The organism is Micromonospora sp. 15K316, from assembly GCF_004348525.1.
Taxonomy (GTDB): Bacteria; Actinomycetota; Actinomycetes; order Mycobacteriales; family Micromonosporaceae; genus Micromonospora.
Window position 1 is genome coordinate 1 of record NZ_SMKG01000139.1, and the last position, 15578, is coordinate 15578.

General features: G+C 74.3%; 14 protein-coding genes. 7 read left to right on the forward strand and 7 right to left on the reverse strand.

The features are described 5' to 3' along the window. Positions 1 to 194: 194 nt before the first annotated feature. Positions 195 to 980 (forward strand): IclR family transcriptional regulator, encoded by a 786-nt coding sequence (locus E1211_RS22300; protein WP_132350959.1) that lies wholly within the window; start codon positions 195 to 197, stop codon positions 978 to 980. A gap of 81 nt (positions 981 to 1061) precedes the next feature. Here E1211_RS22300 and E1211_RS22305 read toward each other — a convergent pair whose 3' ends face one another. Next, on the reverse strand, positions 1062 to 3185 hold the full coding sequence (locus tag E1211_RS22305; RefSeq protein WP_132350960.1) for a PhoX family phosphatase: 2124 nt from the start codon (positions 3183 to 3185) through the stop codon (positions 1062 to 1064). Between the two features lie 264 nt (positions 3186 to 3449). Between E1211_RS22305 and E1211_RS22310 the strand changes: the two genes are divergently transcribed. Together E1211_RS22310 and E1211_RS22315 are read left to right on the forward strand one after the other, a co-directional pair. Continuing rightward, entirely contained in the window at positions 3450 to 3944 is a 495-nt protein-coding gene (locus E1211_RS22310) for a sigma-70 family RNA polymerase sigma factor (protein WP_243709643.1), read from the forward strand. Beyond that, on the forward strand, positions 3941 to 4630 hold the full coding sequence (locus tag E1211_RS22315; protein ID WP_132350961.1) for an anti-sigma factor: 690 nt from the start codon (positions 3941 to 3943) through the stop codon (positions 4628 to 4630). The genes E1211_RS22310 and E1211_RS22315 overlap by 4 nt, the downstream gene beginning before the upstream one ends. 25 nt (positions 4631 to 4655) lie before the next feature. On the opposite strand, the gene rarD is transcribed toward E1211_RS22315, so the two are convergent. From rarD to eccE, 4 genes are all read right to left on the reverse strand, one after another. Further along, positions 4656 to 5579: an EamA family transporter RarD gene (gene rarD, locus E1211_RS22320; RefSeq protein ID WP_132350962.1), complete on the reverse strand. Its 924-nt coding sequence runs from the start codon at positions 5577 to 5579 to the stop codon at positions 4656 to 4658. Then, entirely contained in the window at positions 5576 to 6121 is a 546-nt protein-coding gene (locus E1211_RS22325; protein ID WP_132350963.1) for a GNAT family N-acetyltransferase, read from the reverse strand. The genes rarD and E1211_RS22325 overlap by 4 nt, the downstream gene beginning before the upstream one ends. 82 nt (positions 6122 to 6203) lie before the next feature. Then, positions 6204 to 6590 (reverse strand): phage holin family protein, encoded by a 387-nt coding sequence (locus E1211_RS22330; RefSeq protein WP_132350964.1) that lies wholly within the window; start codon positions 6588 to 6590, stop codon positions 6204 to 6206. 59 nt (positions 6591 to 6649) lie between these two features. Next, positions 6650 to 8512, reverse strand: a complete 1863-nt coding sequence (eccE, locus tag E1211_RS22335) for a type VII secretion protein EccE (RefSeq protein WP_132350965.1) — start codon at positions 8510 to 8512, stop codon at positions 6650 to 6652. A 243-nt stretch (positions 8513 to 8755) separates the two neighbouring features. Between eccE and E1211_RS22340 the strand changes: the two genes are divergently transcribed. Both E1211_RS22340 and E1211_RS22345 read left to right on the forward strand, forming a co-directional pair. Continuing rightward, positions 8756 to 9076: a WXG100 family type VII secretion target gene (locus E1211_RS22340; protein WP_132350966.1), complete on the forward strand. Its 321-nt coding sequence runs from the start codon at positions 8756 to 8758 to the stop codon at positions 9074 to 9076. A gap of 32 nt (positions 9077 to 9108) precedes the next feature. Continuing rightward, positions 9109 to 9402: a WXG100 family type VII secretion target gene (locus tag E1211_RS22345; protein WP_132350967.1), complete on the forward strand. Its 294-nt coding sequence runs from the start codon at positions 9109 to 9111 to the stop codon at positions 9400 to 9402. A gap of 487 nt (positions 9403 to 9889) precedes the next feature. Here the strand turns inward: E1211_RS22345 and mycP are convergent, their stop codons facing one another. Next, the gene (mycP, locus tag E1211_RS22355) at positions 9890 to 11176 is read right to left on the reverse strand and encodes a type VII secretion-associated serine protease mycosin (RefSeq protein ID WP_132350969.1); all 1287 of its coding nucleotides are present in this window, start codon (positions 11174 to 11176) and stop codon (positions 9890 to 9892) included. A 151-nt stretch (positions 11177 to 11327) separates the two neighbouring features. Here mycP and E1211_RS22360 point away from each other — a divergent pair, with 151 nt between their 5' ends. Both E1211_RS22360 and E1211_RS22365 read left to right on the forward strand, forming a co-directional pair. After that, a complete protein-coding gene (locus E1211_RS22360) occupies positions 11328 to 14207 on the forward strand; it encodes an SseB family protein (RefSeq protein ID WP_243709642.1) in 2880 nt (959 codons plus the stop codon). After that, positions 14204 to 14569 (forward strand): hypothetical protein, encoded by a 366-nt coding sequence (locus tag E1211_RS22365; protein ID WP_132350970.1) that lies wholly within the window; start codon positions 14204 to 14206, stop codon positions 14567 to 14569. The genes E1211_RS22360 and E1211_RS22365 overlap by 4 nt, the downstream gene beginning before the upstream one ends. A 16-nt stretch (positions 14570 to 14585) precedes the next feature. Here the strand turns inward: E1211_RS22365 and E1211_RS22370 are convergent, their stop codons facing one another. Next, on the reverse strand, positions 14586 to 15518 hold the full coding sequence (locus tag E1211_RS22370; RefSeq protein WP_132350971.1) for an alpha/beta fold hydrolase: 933 nt from the start codon (positions 15516 to 15518) through the stop codon (positions 14586 to 14588). Between the last annotated feature and the right edge of the window lie 60 nt (positions 15519 to 15578).

A 15578-nucleotide genomic window follows, 5' to 3' on the forward strand; every position in this document is an offset into this window, starting at 1 on the left:
GGGCGGCGCCGTTGAGGGGGGTGGTGGCGGTCTCGGTCATCGTCCGGCAAACCTACGTCAGAAGCCGGCGAACCACGGATCGTGGCCGCGAGTACACAGTCCGTTGATGACGATCTGGCATCCTCGACCCGAACAGTCGTTTCGCACCGGCTCTGAATTTCATATGGTGTAAGTCCCCGGCGGCGGAGGTGGTTGTGCGCGACCCCCTGGCGGAACCTTCGGACCTGATCCGTAGCGTCTCCCGCGCGCTACGAGTGCTGGAGTCGGTCGGCCGTGCCCCGAGGGGGCTGACCGTCAAACAGATCGCCCGGCGGTGCGAGTTGACCGTCGCCACCACGTACCACCTGGTCCGCACCCTGGCCTACGAGGGCTACGTGATCCGTCGCGAGGACGGCACGTACATCGTGGGTCTTGAGGTCGCCGACCGCTACCGGGAGCTGGTGGCGGCGTTCCGCGGGCCACCGGCGGTCGGTGAGACACTGCGCCGCGCCGCCTCGGAGACCGGCTACAGCCACTACCTCGGCCGGTTCGTCGGCGGCCAGGTGGCGGTCACCGCGGTCGCCGAGGGGCCGCGCTCGCCGTACCTGGAGGACCTGGTCCCCGGCTTCGACGAGGGAGCGCACGCCACCGCGCTCGGCAAGGCCCTGCTCGCCACGCTCACCGCCGAGCAGCGGTTCCGCTACCTGCGCGAGTACGGCATGCGCCCGTTCACCAGCGCCACGCTGACCAGCTCGGAGACGTTCGAGGCCGATCTGGCCGCCGGCGACCGCCGCGGCATGCAGCTCGAACTCGGGCAGTTCCGCCAGGGGGTGGCCTGCGCCGCGGTCCTGGTCAGCCCCGACAAGGACATGGAACGCCGGGTCGTGCTCGCCTGCGCGCTGCCGGCGAACGAGATGATGACCTCCGCCCGGATGGTCCGGGCCAAGATGCTCGCCACCGCCCGATCCGTCGCCGACAGCATCGCGGCCGAACAGCACTGACCGGCCACGCGACGGGGCCCTCTCCCCGGCTGGGAGAGGGCCCCGCGCTCTGCGATCCGGCGGCGGACCGCGGAAGGAAGGTCAGCTGCCGACCGGGCCGCCGTCGAGGCGCCAGGTCACCACGACGCCCGGCTTGGCGTAGTCGCCGTCCGGCCAGGTGGAGGCGGGCTGCTCGACCGAGGCGCCGGTGATCTCGCCCGGGTGCTGCACCGCCACGAAGACCGAGCGGTTGTCCCCGGTGATGAACGGCCCGCAGGTCTCCGCGCCGAGCGGTACGGTCATGAACTGCTTGAGGTGCCCCCGCTCCGGGCCCTCCAGGGCGGTCGCGAAGAGGCCGTCGTTGCTGCCCAGCGCGTTGCCGTCGGTGGAGATCCAGAGGTTGCCGGTGGCGTCGAAGGCGACGTTGTCCGGGCAGGAGATCGGGGAGACCTTGGTCTTGTCGTACCCGGCGAAGTAGGTCGAGGCGTCGGTCGGGTCGCCGCAGACGATCGGCAGTGACCAGGCGAAGGTCTCCGCGCTGTTGTCGGCCCGATCCTCGACCAGCTCCAGGATCTGCCCGTGCTTGTTGGCGTTGCGCGGGTTGGCCTCGTCCGCCTTCGGGTTGCTGCCGACACCCCGGTTGGTGTTGTTGGTCAGCGCCACGTACACCTTGCCGGTGAGCTGGCTCGGCTCGACGTCCTCCGGCCGGTCCATCTTGGTCGCGCCGACCTTGTCACCGGCGAGCCGGGTGAAGGTGAGCACGTCGGCCGCGGTCATCCCGTCGACGAAGGAGCGGTTACCGCTGACCAGTTTGATCCAGCGACCCCGGCCGTTGAAGGCGTCGTCCGCCGGGAGCTTGCCCGATCCGTCGATCTCGCCGGCGCTGGTCTGCTCCAGCTTCGCGACGTAGAGCGTGCCGGACTCCAGCAGGGAGAGGTTGTGGTTGCGGGCGGTCCAGGAGTCGCCCTTCATGAACTTCTTGTCCGAGACGAACTTGTAGAGGTAGTCGAAGCGCTCGTCGTCGCCCATGTACGCCACCGCGTGGCCGCTCTTGGCGATGATGACGTTCGCGCCCTCGTGCTTGAACCGCCCCAGCGCGGTGTGCTTGCGCGGCCGGGCCTCCGGGTCGAACGGGTCGATCTCGACGATCCACCCGAACCGGTGCGCCTCGTTGGGGTGCCTGGCCAGGTCGAAGCGCTCGTCCGCGCGCTCCCACTTGCGGCTGCCGCTCGGGTAGCGGGTGGTGGTCGGGATGCCGTACCGCTCCAGCTTCGGCTTCAGCTCGGCCGGGGCGCCGTCGGCGCCGACGAAGTACTGGTTGAAGTTCTCCTCACCGGAGAGCACGGTGCCCCACGGGGTCACCCCGCCGGCGCAGTTGTTCAGCGTGCCGATGACCGTGCGGCCCCTCGGGTCGGCCGCGGTCCTCAGCCACGCCGAGCCGGCCGCCGGGCCGGTCAGGTCGAACCTGGTGGCCAGCGCCGTGACCCGCCGGTTGTACTGGCGGCGCCCCTTTCTCACCGGCCGCCACTCGCCGGTCTCGTCGACCCGCTCCAGCTCCACCACGGACATGCCGTGCGCGGCCATGGCGACGCGGATCTGCTCGACCGAGAGGTTGTCCAGGCCGGGGAAGCCGGGGAACATCAGGTCCTCGTTGGTGTACTCGTGGTTGACCACGAGCAGCGCCCGCCGGCCCTGCTTGTCCAGGGGCAGCACGCCGACGAAGTCGTTGTTGTAGCCGAACTGCTTCGACTGGGCGGCCGCCGTCTGCCGGTGCAGGTTGAACTCGGGCGCGTCGGGAACGACCTCGTCACCCCACCTGATGACCACGGAGTGGTCGTACCCGTTCGGCACCACCAGGGTGTCGAGCTTGTTCGGCGGGATGGGCTTGAAGGTCAACGCACCGCTGCCGATCCCCGGACGGGGACGGCCGAAACCGGCGGCCTCGGGGGCGACGGTGGCGCCGGCCGCCGCGGCCGGGGCCGCGCCGGCCAGCGCGCCGGCCGCCGCGCCACTGAAGCCGAGGACCAGCGCGCCGACCGCGCCGGCCCGGACGACGCCGCGACGCGACACCTCGGCGTTCACCACATCTCCGAAGTACGCGTTCTCCGAGGTGTTCGGGACCGGGTGGTCGCAGGCGTTGCCGCAGCGGTAGAGACAGGTCATGGCATCACGGCTGCCGTGGCGGGTGGCGCCCAGCAGCGGGAGCAGCCGAGGACGGTCGCTCATGGGGGGAAGCCTCCTGATGGGGGATGGTGGCTCGCGGGACAGGCGGTCCAGCGCGCGCCTACGCGCCGGACGCTAGGAGGACGTGGTGAGCGACCGTCGGCCTGAACGTGAACCAGGCGTGAACACATCGATCGGGTCGACCGGCGGGAAGTCCGCGTGACCTGCGGTGAACCGATTCGGGTCACCGTACGTATTCCGGGGCGAACGCATCGCCGGGCTCGCGTCGAGAGCGAGGAGACCGCCATCAGCGACCATGACGCCCAACTGCTTCGCGCGTTGCACGACGAGCACGCGGAGGCGCTGTACGCGCACGCGCTGCGGCTGGTCAACGGCGATCGGCAGCGCGCCGAGGACCTGGTGCAGGAGACCCTGCTGCGGGCGTGGCGGCATCCCGAGGCGCTCGACCCGCATCGTGGTTCGGTCCGGGCCTGGCTCTTCACCACCGCCCGTAACCTCGCCATCGACGCCTGGCGGCGCCGGTCCACCCGGGTCGGTGAGGTCTTCACCGACGAGCTGCCCGAGCCGCCGGAGGCGGTGGACGAGACCGAGCGCGCGGTGGAGGCGTGGACCGTCGCCGAGGCGCTGAACCGGCTCAGCCCGACCCACCGCGAGGTGCTCGTGGAGTGCTTCTACCAGGGACGGTCGGTGACGGAGGCGGCGTCCCGGCTCGGCGTGCCGCCGGGCACCGTCAAGTCCCGGACCCACTACGCGCTGCGCTCACTACGGTTGGTCCTGGCCGAGATGGGGGTGACCGAATGAGCCGCTGCGAGTTCACGCAGGACGACGGCGCGTACGTGCTGGGCGCCCTCGCCCCGGCCGAGCGGGCCGCGTACGAACGGCACCTGGCCGGGTGCGCCGAGTGCCGGCAGGCGGTCGCCGAGATCGCCGTGCTGCCCGGCCTGCTCGGCCGGCTCGACCCGGCCGGGCTCGAACAGTTCCTGCAACCCCGGTCGGGCCCTTCCCTGCCGTCACTGCTCGACGAGGCCGGCAACCAACGGCGCCGTGAACGGGCGGTCGCCCGCCGGCGGTACGCGCTGACCGCACTCGTCGCCGCGGCGCTGGCCCTGGTGGTCGGCGTCGGCACGGCCCTCGTGCTGCCCCGGGAGAGCGCCCCGGTCGTCGAGCAGCCGCAGCTGGTGGCCATGCGGCCGGTGGCCGCGAGCGTGCCGGTGCACGCCGAGATCGCGTTGACCGGCACCGAGTGGGGCACCGAGGTGACCATGCGCTGCGGGTACGACTCGCGTCCCGGCACGACGCGGGCGTACACCTTCCGCTTGGTCGCGCACGGCCCGGACGGCGCGACCGAGCAGGTCGGCTCCTGGCTGGCCGCGCCCGGCGACGACGTACGGTTCACCGGCGTCACCCGGTTCACCGGCGCGGAGCTGGTGCGCCTGGAGTTGCTGCGCGCCGACGGCACCCCGGTGCTCGGCTACGACGTCCGCTGACCGGCGGGCGCGGCCGCCGTCCCGCTCAGTGGGCGGCGGCGGGCTCGGGGACCCCGGTACGCGCGGCCGCCCGCGCCTGCCGGGCGTTGCGCACCGCGTCGACAGTGAAGACGATGAGCGCGAGCCAGACCAGCGCGAAGCCGGCCAGCCGGGCCGGCGGCATCGGCTCGTGGAAGATCAGCACCCCGCAGGCGAGCTGGAGGATCGGTGCGAGGTACTGGATCATGCCGAGGCTGGTGAGCGGCAACCGGTTGGCCGCGCCGGCGAAGAGCAGCAGCGGGATCGCGGTGGCCGCGCCGGCCAGCACCAGCAGCGTGGTGTGCCCCGCCGAGACGTGGCCGAACGTGACGCCGCCGTCCCAGGTGAGCCAGCCGAGGTAGCCGAGCGCGGGCAGGGCCAGCACCGCCGACTCGACGAAGAGTCCCTCCGCCGCGGGAAGCGCCAGCCGCTTCTTGACCAGGCTGTACCCACCGAAGCTGAGGGCGAGGGTGAGCGCCAGGTAGGGCACGTGGCCGTAGTCGACGGTCAGCACCGCCACGGCCAGTCCGCCGACGCCGAGCGCCACCCACTGTGCCCGGCGGAGCCGCTCGCGCAGCACGGTCACCCCGAGCAGGACGACCACCAGCGGATTGATGAAGTATCCGAGCGCGGTCTCCACCACCCGGTCGGAGTTCACGCCGTAGATGTAGGTGCCCCAGTTCACCGCGATCAGCGCCGCGGCGACGGCGATCGCCGCGAGCGCGCGCGGGCGGCGGGCGAGCGCCCGCAGGAAGGCGATGTTGCGCTGGGCGGCGAGCAGCAACGCCACGAACGCCACCGACCAGACGATCCGGTGGGCCAGGATCTCCAGCGGCCCGGCCGGGCGCAGCAGCTTGAGGTAGAGCGGGAAGAAGCCCCAGAGCAGGTACGCGCCGAAGCCGTAGAGGTATCCCAGTCGCAGCGGTGTCACGCCTCAACCGTAAGGGGTGGTCGACCTTCGGGTTCCTTTCGAGTGGTCTGGGTCACCCGTCCGTCGTCGGCCCGGGTCGCCCCCGGGTCGCCCTCCGGTGCGACCGTCGGGACGCGCCGGTCGAGCTGCATGAAGTGACTCGGGTCGACAGGTGTGAAGCCGAGCTTCGCGTACACCCCGTGCGCGTCCAGCGTGGCCAGCAGGATCCGCCGTACGCCGAGCTCGTCGAGGTGGTCCCGGACGGCGCCGGCCAGCCAGGTGCCCAGCCCGCGCCCCCGCTCGCCCGGGTCCACGTAGACGTCGCAGAGCCAGGCGAAGGTCGCGTGGTCGGTGACCGCCCGGGCCACGGCCACCTGCCGGCCGTCGCCCGGGCGGTATACGCCGAACGGGAGCGAGCCGGCGAAGGCGCGCCCCACCGTCTCGCGGTCGCGGCCGAGCGCCCAGTACGCGTCGGTGCTGAGCCAGTGGTGCACCCGGTCCAGGTCGAGGCGACCGGGATCGGTGCTGAGCAGGTAACCGTCGTCGCGGGTCAGGGTGAACACGACTGCGAACCTAACCCTGCGGCCCGCCCGCCGCGCCGGCCGATTCCCGCGCCCTGGCAGCCGTGGCCACCGCCGAACCGGGTCAGTCCCGGTCCAGGACGGCGCCCAGCACCCAGGTCACGATGCCGACCAGGAGTGCGCCCAGCACCGCCGCGGGCCAGAATCCGTCCACGTGGAACGGCAGCCCGGCCTCCCCGGCGATCCAGCTGGTGAGCAGGAAGAGCAGGCCGTTCACCACCAGGGCGATGAGCCCGAGGGTCAGCAGGTAGAAGCCGCAGCCGACGGTCTTGATGATCGGCTGGAGCACCGCGTTGACCACGCCGAAGATCGCCGCCACCAGGATCAACGTGATGACCGTGGTGACTGCGGAGTCCGAGTCGAGCGTGATGCCGGGGATGAACAGGGTGGCCAGCCAGAAGGCGAACGCCGTGGTGACCAGCCGGATCAGCAGCCCCTTCAGAAAATCCATGGCGGCGATGGTGCCATGCCCCGACCAGCGGTGGAACCCGTGTCGGTCCGGCGTCCCGGCTACCGGTGTGTCTCCGGCGAGCCGGCCGGCCGTTCGCCGACGTGGCCGGGGAGGCGTCCGCCGCGGCGGGACGGGCTACCGACGAGGTGCGCCTCGACCGGCGTGAGGGAGAGCCGCGCCCAACGCAGCGCGCGCCGGTTGATGACCGCGACCATGTCGTCCCGCATTCGGGTCAGCCACTGCGCGGAATCGCCGAGCCGCAGCGTCGCGCCGGCCAGGGCGGCCTCGCCCGCGTCGAGGGGTTGCAGCACCACCAGGTCGGCGCGGCCCAGCACGTCCGTGTCCGCCTTGGTCAGCTCCTCGCGTACGACAAGTGTGGATCGCCACGGTGGGCCGGGCTGCGGGTCGACCGGCACCGGACCGACGTCCCGCACCAGCAGCAGCGGGCGCAGCGGGGTGCCCGCCCCGGCGGGGAGCGGCCGGCCGGGTGGGATCAGTGGCACCGTCGCGTCCGGCGTGCCGGCACCCCGGACGAACGGCTCCCACAGGTGCGGGCGGGTCGTCTGCACCACCACCTGCGCGCCGAGCGCCAGGGCGCGCAGCACCACGAGCTGCGTCGCGTGTACCCCGCCGACCAGCAGCACCCGGGTGCTCTCCGGCCGGAACAGCCGGACGGCCAGTGACCGCCCCTGCCGGTTCGTGCCGAGCATCAGCCCGGCGTCGCCGAGGGAGAGCTCCGGCAGGTGCGCCGCCGGCGCGGTGCGGGACGGCCCGGCCAGCGCCAACGGCAGCGTGGCGGCCAGCCCGCCCGCGTGGGCCCCGTCGAGCCGGTGGAGCTGCCCACCCAGGTCGGTCAGGAGCCGGTGCAGGGCCTGGGCGGCGAGGGAGAGCGCTCCGGGCGACGCCGCGGCGAGGCGTACGACCGGCGAGGCGTTCACCGTGCCCGCGGCACCGTACGGCCCGGCGCAGAGCGCGACAGTCGTGACGGTGGCCGGCAGCGCGAACAGTCGGGTGACCAGGCGTCCCGCGGCGTCGTCGACCAGCTCCGGCCACCGCTCCAGCCGGAAGGTCGCCTGGTGCAGTCCGCCCACCCGCACCGCCGTCCAGCGCTCCCGCACCGATGCGCCGTCGAGGTGGGCGAGGTCGGCGAGCATCCGCAGCGTCGCGGCCACGCCAAGCGGGCGCGCCTCCAGTGGCCGTAGTCGACGGACGACCCGACGTACCGCGCCGGAGAGGGCGACCCGCAGCTCCTCCGGCGACCAACCGTCGGCTCGCAACACCCGTACGGCGAGGACCGCCCGCTCGCGCCCGGCCAGCCGCCCGTCGGTCAACTGCCGGTACGACGTGCCCGCCGCACCGCCGACGGCCGGCGCCGGGGTGGTCGAGAGCACCAGCTGGATCCGGAGCGGCGGCGCGTCCGGTGTGGCGGGCGGCAGCAGCGCGACCGGCGCGGGCAGCGGCTGCCGGCCGTCACCGAGCAGCTCGTCGGGATCGCCGACCTCGAGCAGGGCCACGATGCCCGTCGCGTCGTCGAGCACGGCCCCCGGCCGGCCGGCCAGTTCGACGGGCCGGACGGTGGCGCCGGGGTCGACGAGGTCGAGCAGTGCCGCGGGGCTCGCCTGTGCCGGCAGCTCCCTGCGGCGGGTCAGGTGAGTGAGGGCCGTCCCGGCCCACTCGAAGAGCCAACGGCCCCGGATCCGCAGCCAGGCCAGCGGCAACAGCAGCGCGGCGGCGAGCAGAGCGCCCGCCAGCGGCCCGGCCCCCCGGCCGAGGGCGGCGACCGGCAGGGCCGCCGCCACCTGCGCGGCGACGACCTGGCCGGCCCGGACCCGCGGCGAGGTGCCGGACTGCGCCGACGAACGCAGCGGGCCGGCGCCGGGCCGAGCCGCGCGGCGCTGCGCGGGGGCGCTGGTCGTGGTCACCGCCCCTCCCGTCGGTCACTCGCCGCTACGTAGCTGACGCACATGGTAAGTGACGGGCCGGCTGCGCGTTGTCCACAGGAGAGCGGAGCGGGGTAGCAGGACCGCTACCGTGCGACTACCGTCAGCCACGAATTCCGCTGACCCCAGCGCCCGCCGTGCACGACGATCCGGGCGCGAGCGGTGCGTTCCTCCGGCAGCGCACCCACGGCCAGCCGAGACCACGAGACGAGGTGAGGTCCGAAAGTGTCCCAGACCCAGGCGGAAGCCGCCGTGATGCAGCAGACCGCGGCCAAGTTCGAACAGGTGGACCAGTCCCTGCAGTCGATGCTCAGCGGCCTGCTGGCCGAGCTCGACGTGTTGCAGCAGGCCTGGCGCGGCGCCGGCGGGCGATCTTTCGAGCAGGTGAAGCAGCAGTGGGCGCAGGATCAGGCCGCCCTGCAGCGCGCCCTGCGGGAGACGGCCGGTGCGATCCGTACGACCGGGCAGCAGTACGACGCCTCCGACAGCGAGGCCGCCGGCCGCGTGGCCGGCGCCAACCGCGGTGGCATCCAGCTGCCGCTCTGACAGGTTCCGATGCAAGGGGGAGGATTCCGCAGATGGACAACGGCGTACTCGTCGTCAACTTCGCCGCGCTGCAACAGGCCAGCGCGGACATCCAGAAGGCGTTGAACACGCTCGACTCGCAGCTGGGCCAGCTGGAGCGCGACGCCGCACCGCTGGTCGCCGGCTGGGCGGGCGAGGCCCAGCAGGCCTACGAGCAGCGGCAGGGGCGCTGGCGCGCCGCCGCGCAGGACCTCTCGGCGATGCTGCGCGACATCAAACTCGCGGTCGACGACTCCGCGGCCGACTACCTGGACACTGAGAGGAAGAACGTCGGCCTGTTCCAGTGACATCGTGCCGCCGGGTGCCCGACGATGTCGCGGGCCGGCGGTGATCCACCCCGACGGTGGTGCCGGCCCGCTCCGGGCCGCGCCACCGTCGGCCGGTCAGAGCTCGTTCCGCAGGGCCGTTCCGCAGGCCACGGCCGCCCGCCCACTCCGGGGTCGCGCCACCGTCGGCCGGTCAGAACCCGTTCCGCAGGATCGCACCCCCGCCCCGTGTCGCCTGTCGTCGCCTGGGATCCGGGCCACGACAGGCGACGCCGTCGGTCGCTCCGGAGTCGACACCGTTCCTCGCACCGACCGTCGCGACACCGTCCCGCCGAACCGCCGTCCCGCCGAACCGCCGTCCCGCCGAACCGCCGTCCCGCCGAACCGCCGTCCCGCCGCGAGTCGGCCGCGACGGCGACCGCCGCCGGGTCCGCCGTGCCCGTCGTGGTCGCGGTGAGGGGGCGTAAGGGCGCCTCGGCCCGCCGGGGCGCGACTCGGGGGACGGGAGCTAGCCGGGGTCGGCCGGACGCCAACGACGGCGGGCACCGCGCGGCAGCAGGTGCGCGAGCAGGACGACGGCGGCGGCCGACCCGCCGGCTACCACCGCCACCGCCAGGGCCCGGTCCCGGGCGGCCGCCCGCCGGGCCAGCTGCGCCTGTCGCGCCGGGTCGGCCCGGTCGTCGGCCAGGGCGGCGACCGGACGGGTCGTGCCGGGCGCGGGCCCGGGCGTCTCGGTGACCGCCCGGTAGGGGTTGAGCACGCCGGCGCCGTACCCGCCGTCGGGTGCCGGGTCGGCGCTCGCGACGATCCGCTCGGCCACCTGGGCGGCGCTCAGCCCCGGGCGGTACTCGCGCAGCAGCGCCGCGGTGGCGGCCACGAACGGGGCCGCGTAACTGGTGCCCTCGGCCCGGTGGTGGCCCCGACCGGGCGCTGCCATCAGCACGTCGCTGCCCGGCGCGACGAGGTCGACGTACGGGCCGGTCTGGGAGAAGGGCGCCCGCGCGCCGTCCGCCCCGATCGCGCCCACCCCGAGCACCCCGTCGTAGGCCGCCGGATAGGGACGGGGGTCGCCGGCCTCGTGCAGGTTCCCCGCGGCGGCGACCAGCACCACATCCCGGGCCAGCGCGTAGCCGACCGCGGACCGTACGGCCGGATGGTCGGTGTAGAGCACGACGGAGAGGTTCAGCACCTCCGCCCCGTGGTCCACCGCCCACCGGATCGCCCGGGCGAACTCGGCGGCGCTGACCGTACGCCCCGATTCGCGTCCCGCCACCACCTGCTGCTCGCTGACCCGGACCGGGAGGATCCGGGCGCCCGGCGCGAGACCGCGGAACGCCACGCCCGCCCGGGGTGCGGCGGCGATGATGCTCGCCACGCCGGTGCCGTGGCCGGCGCAGTCCCGACTGCCGTCGCCGCCCGGGTCGAGCAGGTCCGTGCCGTCGAGCACCCGACCGGCGAGCTGGCGGTGTGCCTGGTCCACCCCGGAGTCGATCACCGCGACCGTCACCCCGGCCCCGGTGGCCAGCGGGGCCAGCCGCTCGGGGGCGTACCGCTGCTGCGCCCAGGGTGTGCCGGTGACCGTCCCACCAGGAGCCGGCGGGGTGGCACAGCCCGGCGCGGCTCGGCGGTTTTCGGCGACCGCCGTCCCGTGCCCGGCGGTCAACGGTTCGCCGGAGGCGGCGGCCACCTCGCGCGTCGTCGCGGCCGCAGGCGGGGCGGCCAGGGCGGCCGGAGCGCCGGTCAGCACCGCCGCGGCCAGCGCCGCCAGGGCCGCGCACGCCATCGACCGGGACATCGGTCGCCTCCGTATCGTGTCGGTTCCGGTACGGGATGTTATCGCCCGCGCGGTATCTCGGCGCACCGCCGACGGGTGGCATTGTGATCTTGTTACCACCTTGTAGGTTGTAGGCGATGCCTATGGCCTGTTCTCGGGAGGAGAGGTGGCCGTGACCGAATGGGAGCCGGCCACGGAGGCCGAGGCGGCGATGCGGGACGCCTTACGCGCCAACGACCAGGAAAGATACTTCCGGATCCTGGCGCGCACCGATCTTCTCCTTCCGACGACGCAGCCGGCCGCCGGCCCGTCGGGCTGGGGCACGTGGACCAGCGGCGGCCGCACCCATGTCCTCGCCTTCACCTCCGCCACCGCTCTGCGGGCCTGCGTCGGCGACAACGCGGGCGCCAACCGTCGCATCGCGTTCGCCGACCTGGCCGCCGGTTGGCCCAACCCCGAGTGGTGGCTGGCGATCAATCCCGGCCTGCCGGTCGAGGGCTACCTGCCCGCCTGGTACGTCGCCCAGCTCTCCCGGGGTGAGGTGCGGCTGCCCGGCCGTACGCTCGGCGCCCGGGCGAGGCTGGAGCGGGCCGAGTCGCTGGCCCGCGCTCGGGCCGCCGAGGTCGGTCGGGATCCTTCAGCGGCACCGGCCGCGGGCCGTCCCGACGCGGGGTCACCGGGGCGGGCGCCGTTGCGGGCCACCGCGTCCGACGTCGGGCCGTCGGGTGGCGAAGCCGGCGGAGCGCCCACCCGGATACCGCCGGCCTCCGTGGCGCTGCCCCGACGGCCCGGCGAGGCGACGCCGGCCACCTGGGCGGCCGGCAGTGCCGACCCGGCCCGCGCCAGGCGTGGCGAGCAGAGCCCCCCGCCCGCCACCACCGCCGACCGGTCCGACCGGGACCGGAGCCGGCCTTCCTCGGCGCGGACGGCGCCCGCCGGGACTCCTTCCGGCAACGGGGCGGCCGCGTCGGGCGACTCGGTCGAGACACCGCGCCGCTCCTTCTTCGAGCCGACCTCCGGCCGCGGGTCGGCGCCCCGCAGTCCGCTCCGCTCTCCAGACCGGGCCGCACCACCGTCCCGGTTCGGGCGCAGCGACCAGCCGTTTCCGCGGCGCGGGCCGGTCGACGGGCCGAGAGACCCCGAGGTGACCCAGGCGTTCTTCTCCGCCGCCCGGGAACCGACCCCGTCTCCGCGCCCGTCGCAGGCGGCGGCGAGCCAGGCCACCGGCGTCGAGGCGACCCAACCGCTGCCACCCCGCCGACCCGATCCGCGGTCCGAGGAGCCCACCCGAGCCTTCGGCGTTTTCGGTGCGGCGGCGCGACCGTCGGCCGGGCGCCGAGCCGGCACCGACCCGGAGGGCGAACGGACGCAGCCGTTGCCGCCACGCCCCCGCCCGGAGCCCCGGGGAGCGGAACCCGCCGAGGAGCTTCCACCGTCCGTGGCGGAGCCGGTCTCCGGTCCACCGGCGACGCGCCGGGGCTTCACGCCGATCGTCATCGAAGGCACGATCATCGAGTCCCGGGACCTCGACCTGCCGGCGGCAGGGCCTGTCGATCCGTTCGGCGCTCCGTCCGCCGGGCGCGCCGGCTCCGGCTCGACCACGCCACACCCCTCCGGCTCGACCACGCCGAACCGCGCCGGCTCGCCGGAGCCGCGGGTCGGCGCGAACGCGGGCGAGGCCGGCTGGTCCCCGTCCCGACCCGGCAGCGCCCCCTCCTCCGACCAGGGCGCGGAGGGCGACCCCTGGACGTCCCGATCGGGCAGTCCCTGGATGCGGCCGAAGACGACCGGAAGCGCGCGGGTGGCCGATGCGCCGGGTGGCTCCGCGGCCGACGCGACGCTCGACCTGCGCGGGGCCAGCTCCTCGGCCGCCTCCGGGCAGGTCGCGGACGCCACCCCGGACTTCTGGACGCCGCGATCGGCACGGCCGGCGCCCGACGATGCGGAACGTGCCGACGGAAACGCGCCGGCGCCGGCCGAGCCACGCGCCGCCGCGACGGCCGCCGCGGACGGTGAATCCACTGTCGTCCTCGCCGGATCGTCGGGCGCGGAGGGGACGAGCGGGCCCGACGAGAAGCCGGCAACCGACTTCCAGCCGGCCAACGCGGTGGAGGAGGACCTGCTCGGCGCGGCCGGCGCGGGAAGCACCGACACCTTCCTCTCGACGCTGCTGCTCGCCCGGGTGCTCCTGCCCGTGGCGGCCGAGTCGGCGCCCGGCAGCCGGCCCGGCGATCCCGGCTTCGTCTGGCGTACGGAGGAGTTGGACGGGGAGACCTTCGTCGTGGTCTACACCTCCCCGGAGCGGTTGGCCGAGCGCGTCGACGGCGAGGTGGAGACCGCCCAGTTCAAGTTCGTCCAGCTCATCCGGCGGTGGCCGGACGAGGCGTGGTCCTTCGCGGTCAACCCGGGTACGCCGGTCGGGGCGAAGCTCCCCGGTGAGCAGATCGTCGGGCTGGCCAACTGGGCCGCCGAGGTCGGCCTGGGCGACGACGTGGAGGCGGAGGAGGCGGCCGCCCCGGCCGAGCCGACCGGGCAGCCGCGCACCACGCCGAAGCCGGTCGACCCGTCCCGGCCGGTCATGATGCAGAAGGCGGTCGCCCCGAGCCAGGTCGCCTACTACCTCGAACGCGGCTACGACCGGGTCTCCGGCTTCGTGCACCGGGCCAACGAACTGGCCCACCTGAACACGCCCGCGCAGCTGCACGACGCGCTCGGGCTCAACTACCCCGAGTCGCCGTTCTCCCGGGACGCCGAGGAGATCTACGTGCTGCGCTGGCCGGCGTACCGCCCGAGCCTCTACCGGATCCCCTACGGCGGCCAGAACGAGGCGGCCATGCGGGCGATGGAGGGCTGGGTCATCGAGCGCCCGCCGTTCCGCGGCAACGGGTTCGCGCCCGGGGAGAGCAGCGACGTGGTGGCGGAGTTCAAGGTGGACAGCGCCCGGCTGCCACACGGCGCCCAACTCTGGCGGGTCGGTGCGGACGGCAGCGAGCGCGTCGTCGCGATCCTGGACAGCGACGCGCTGCGCTGGCGGGAGGTGGGTGCCGCGTGATCCGGGACGGCTACGTGGCCCGCTGGCGGGGCCGGGAGTACCAGGCCAGCCCGGACGGTGACGACGTGCGCCTCTACCAGCCGGAGGCGGGGGAGGGCTTCGACGAGGTCCGGCCCGGCCGGTACGTGCGGGTGTTGCCGGCGAGCGAGGTCGAGGACCTGGCGTACGTCCGTACCACCTGCAGGTGGCAGGGGCAGCCGTTCATCGTGCTCGGTGAGCACGACGGCTGGCTGCGGGTCGAGTACACGGGTGGCCGGTGGCCGGTGGCCCAGGCGATGCGGCTAGAGGTCTTCGACTTCGGCGTCTACCAGGGCTGGGCGCCCGCCGCCGAGGTGACCGACCTGCGCGAGCAGCGGATCTGACGGTCGCCGGGCCGGGTCAGGACTTCGTCCAGCGCAGGATCTCGCCGAGCACCACGTCCGGTGCCTCCAGGTGGGGGAAGTGCCCCACCCCGTCGAGGAGCCGCCACTCGTACGGGGCGACCACGTAGCGCCCCGAACCCTGGGCGGTACGCGGCAGGGCGGCGACGTCGGCGGCGCCGTGCAGTTGCAGGGTGGGGGTGACCAGCGGCCGCTGCATCAGCTTGACGAAGCGGTAGCCGTGCAGCCGCAGCACTGAGCGGAACGCCCAGCGGTAGCCCTCCATCGCGCAGAACGCGGCCTGCGGGATCTGCATGGCCTCCCGGCAGCGCTCGGCGTACTCGGCGAAGCGCGGGCCCGCCACCCAGTCCGGTCCACCCCACCGGCGCAGCAGCTCCTCCACGAGCGCCCCGCCGTCGCGGGTCAGCACGTGCTCGTAGCGGGGCAGCTGGAACTTGAGCGCCGGGGTGGAGGCGGCGAACTGTCCGCGCGGATCGGCGAAGATGGCGGCGCGCAGCCGCAGCGGGTGGGGCGCGCCGAGCACGACCAGCCGGCGGACCAGCGCCGGGTGGAACGAGGCGGCGGTCCAGGCGATCAGCCCGCCGGCGCCGGTGCCGACCAGGGTGGCGGAACGCTCACCCAGGGCGCGGATCAGCCCGGCGGTGTCGGCCGCGAGCGTGTATCCGTCGTATCCCCGGGGTGGCTTGTCGCTGGCGCCGTAGCCGCGCAGGTCCACGGCGACCGCCCGGAAGCCGGCGTCGGCGACGGCCGGAAGCATCTCGTGCCAGGCCCACCAGTGTTCGGGGAAGCCGTGCAGGAAGAGCACCATCGGTCCGGTGCCCGCCTCGACCACGTGGAACCGGCTGCCGTTCGCGCCGACGAACCGATGCGTCCAGGGACCCTCGGTGAGGACGCAGGACTCGTCGACGGGTCCGCCGTACTGGTCGGTCATGAGCCCAGCCTAGGTCCCCGGGCCGTGCCTGCGTCCCCGCGCCCGACCGCGGGTGGGTGG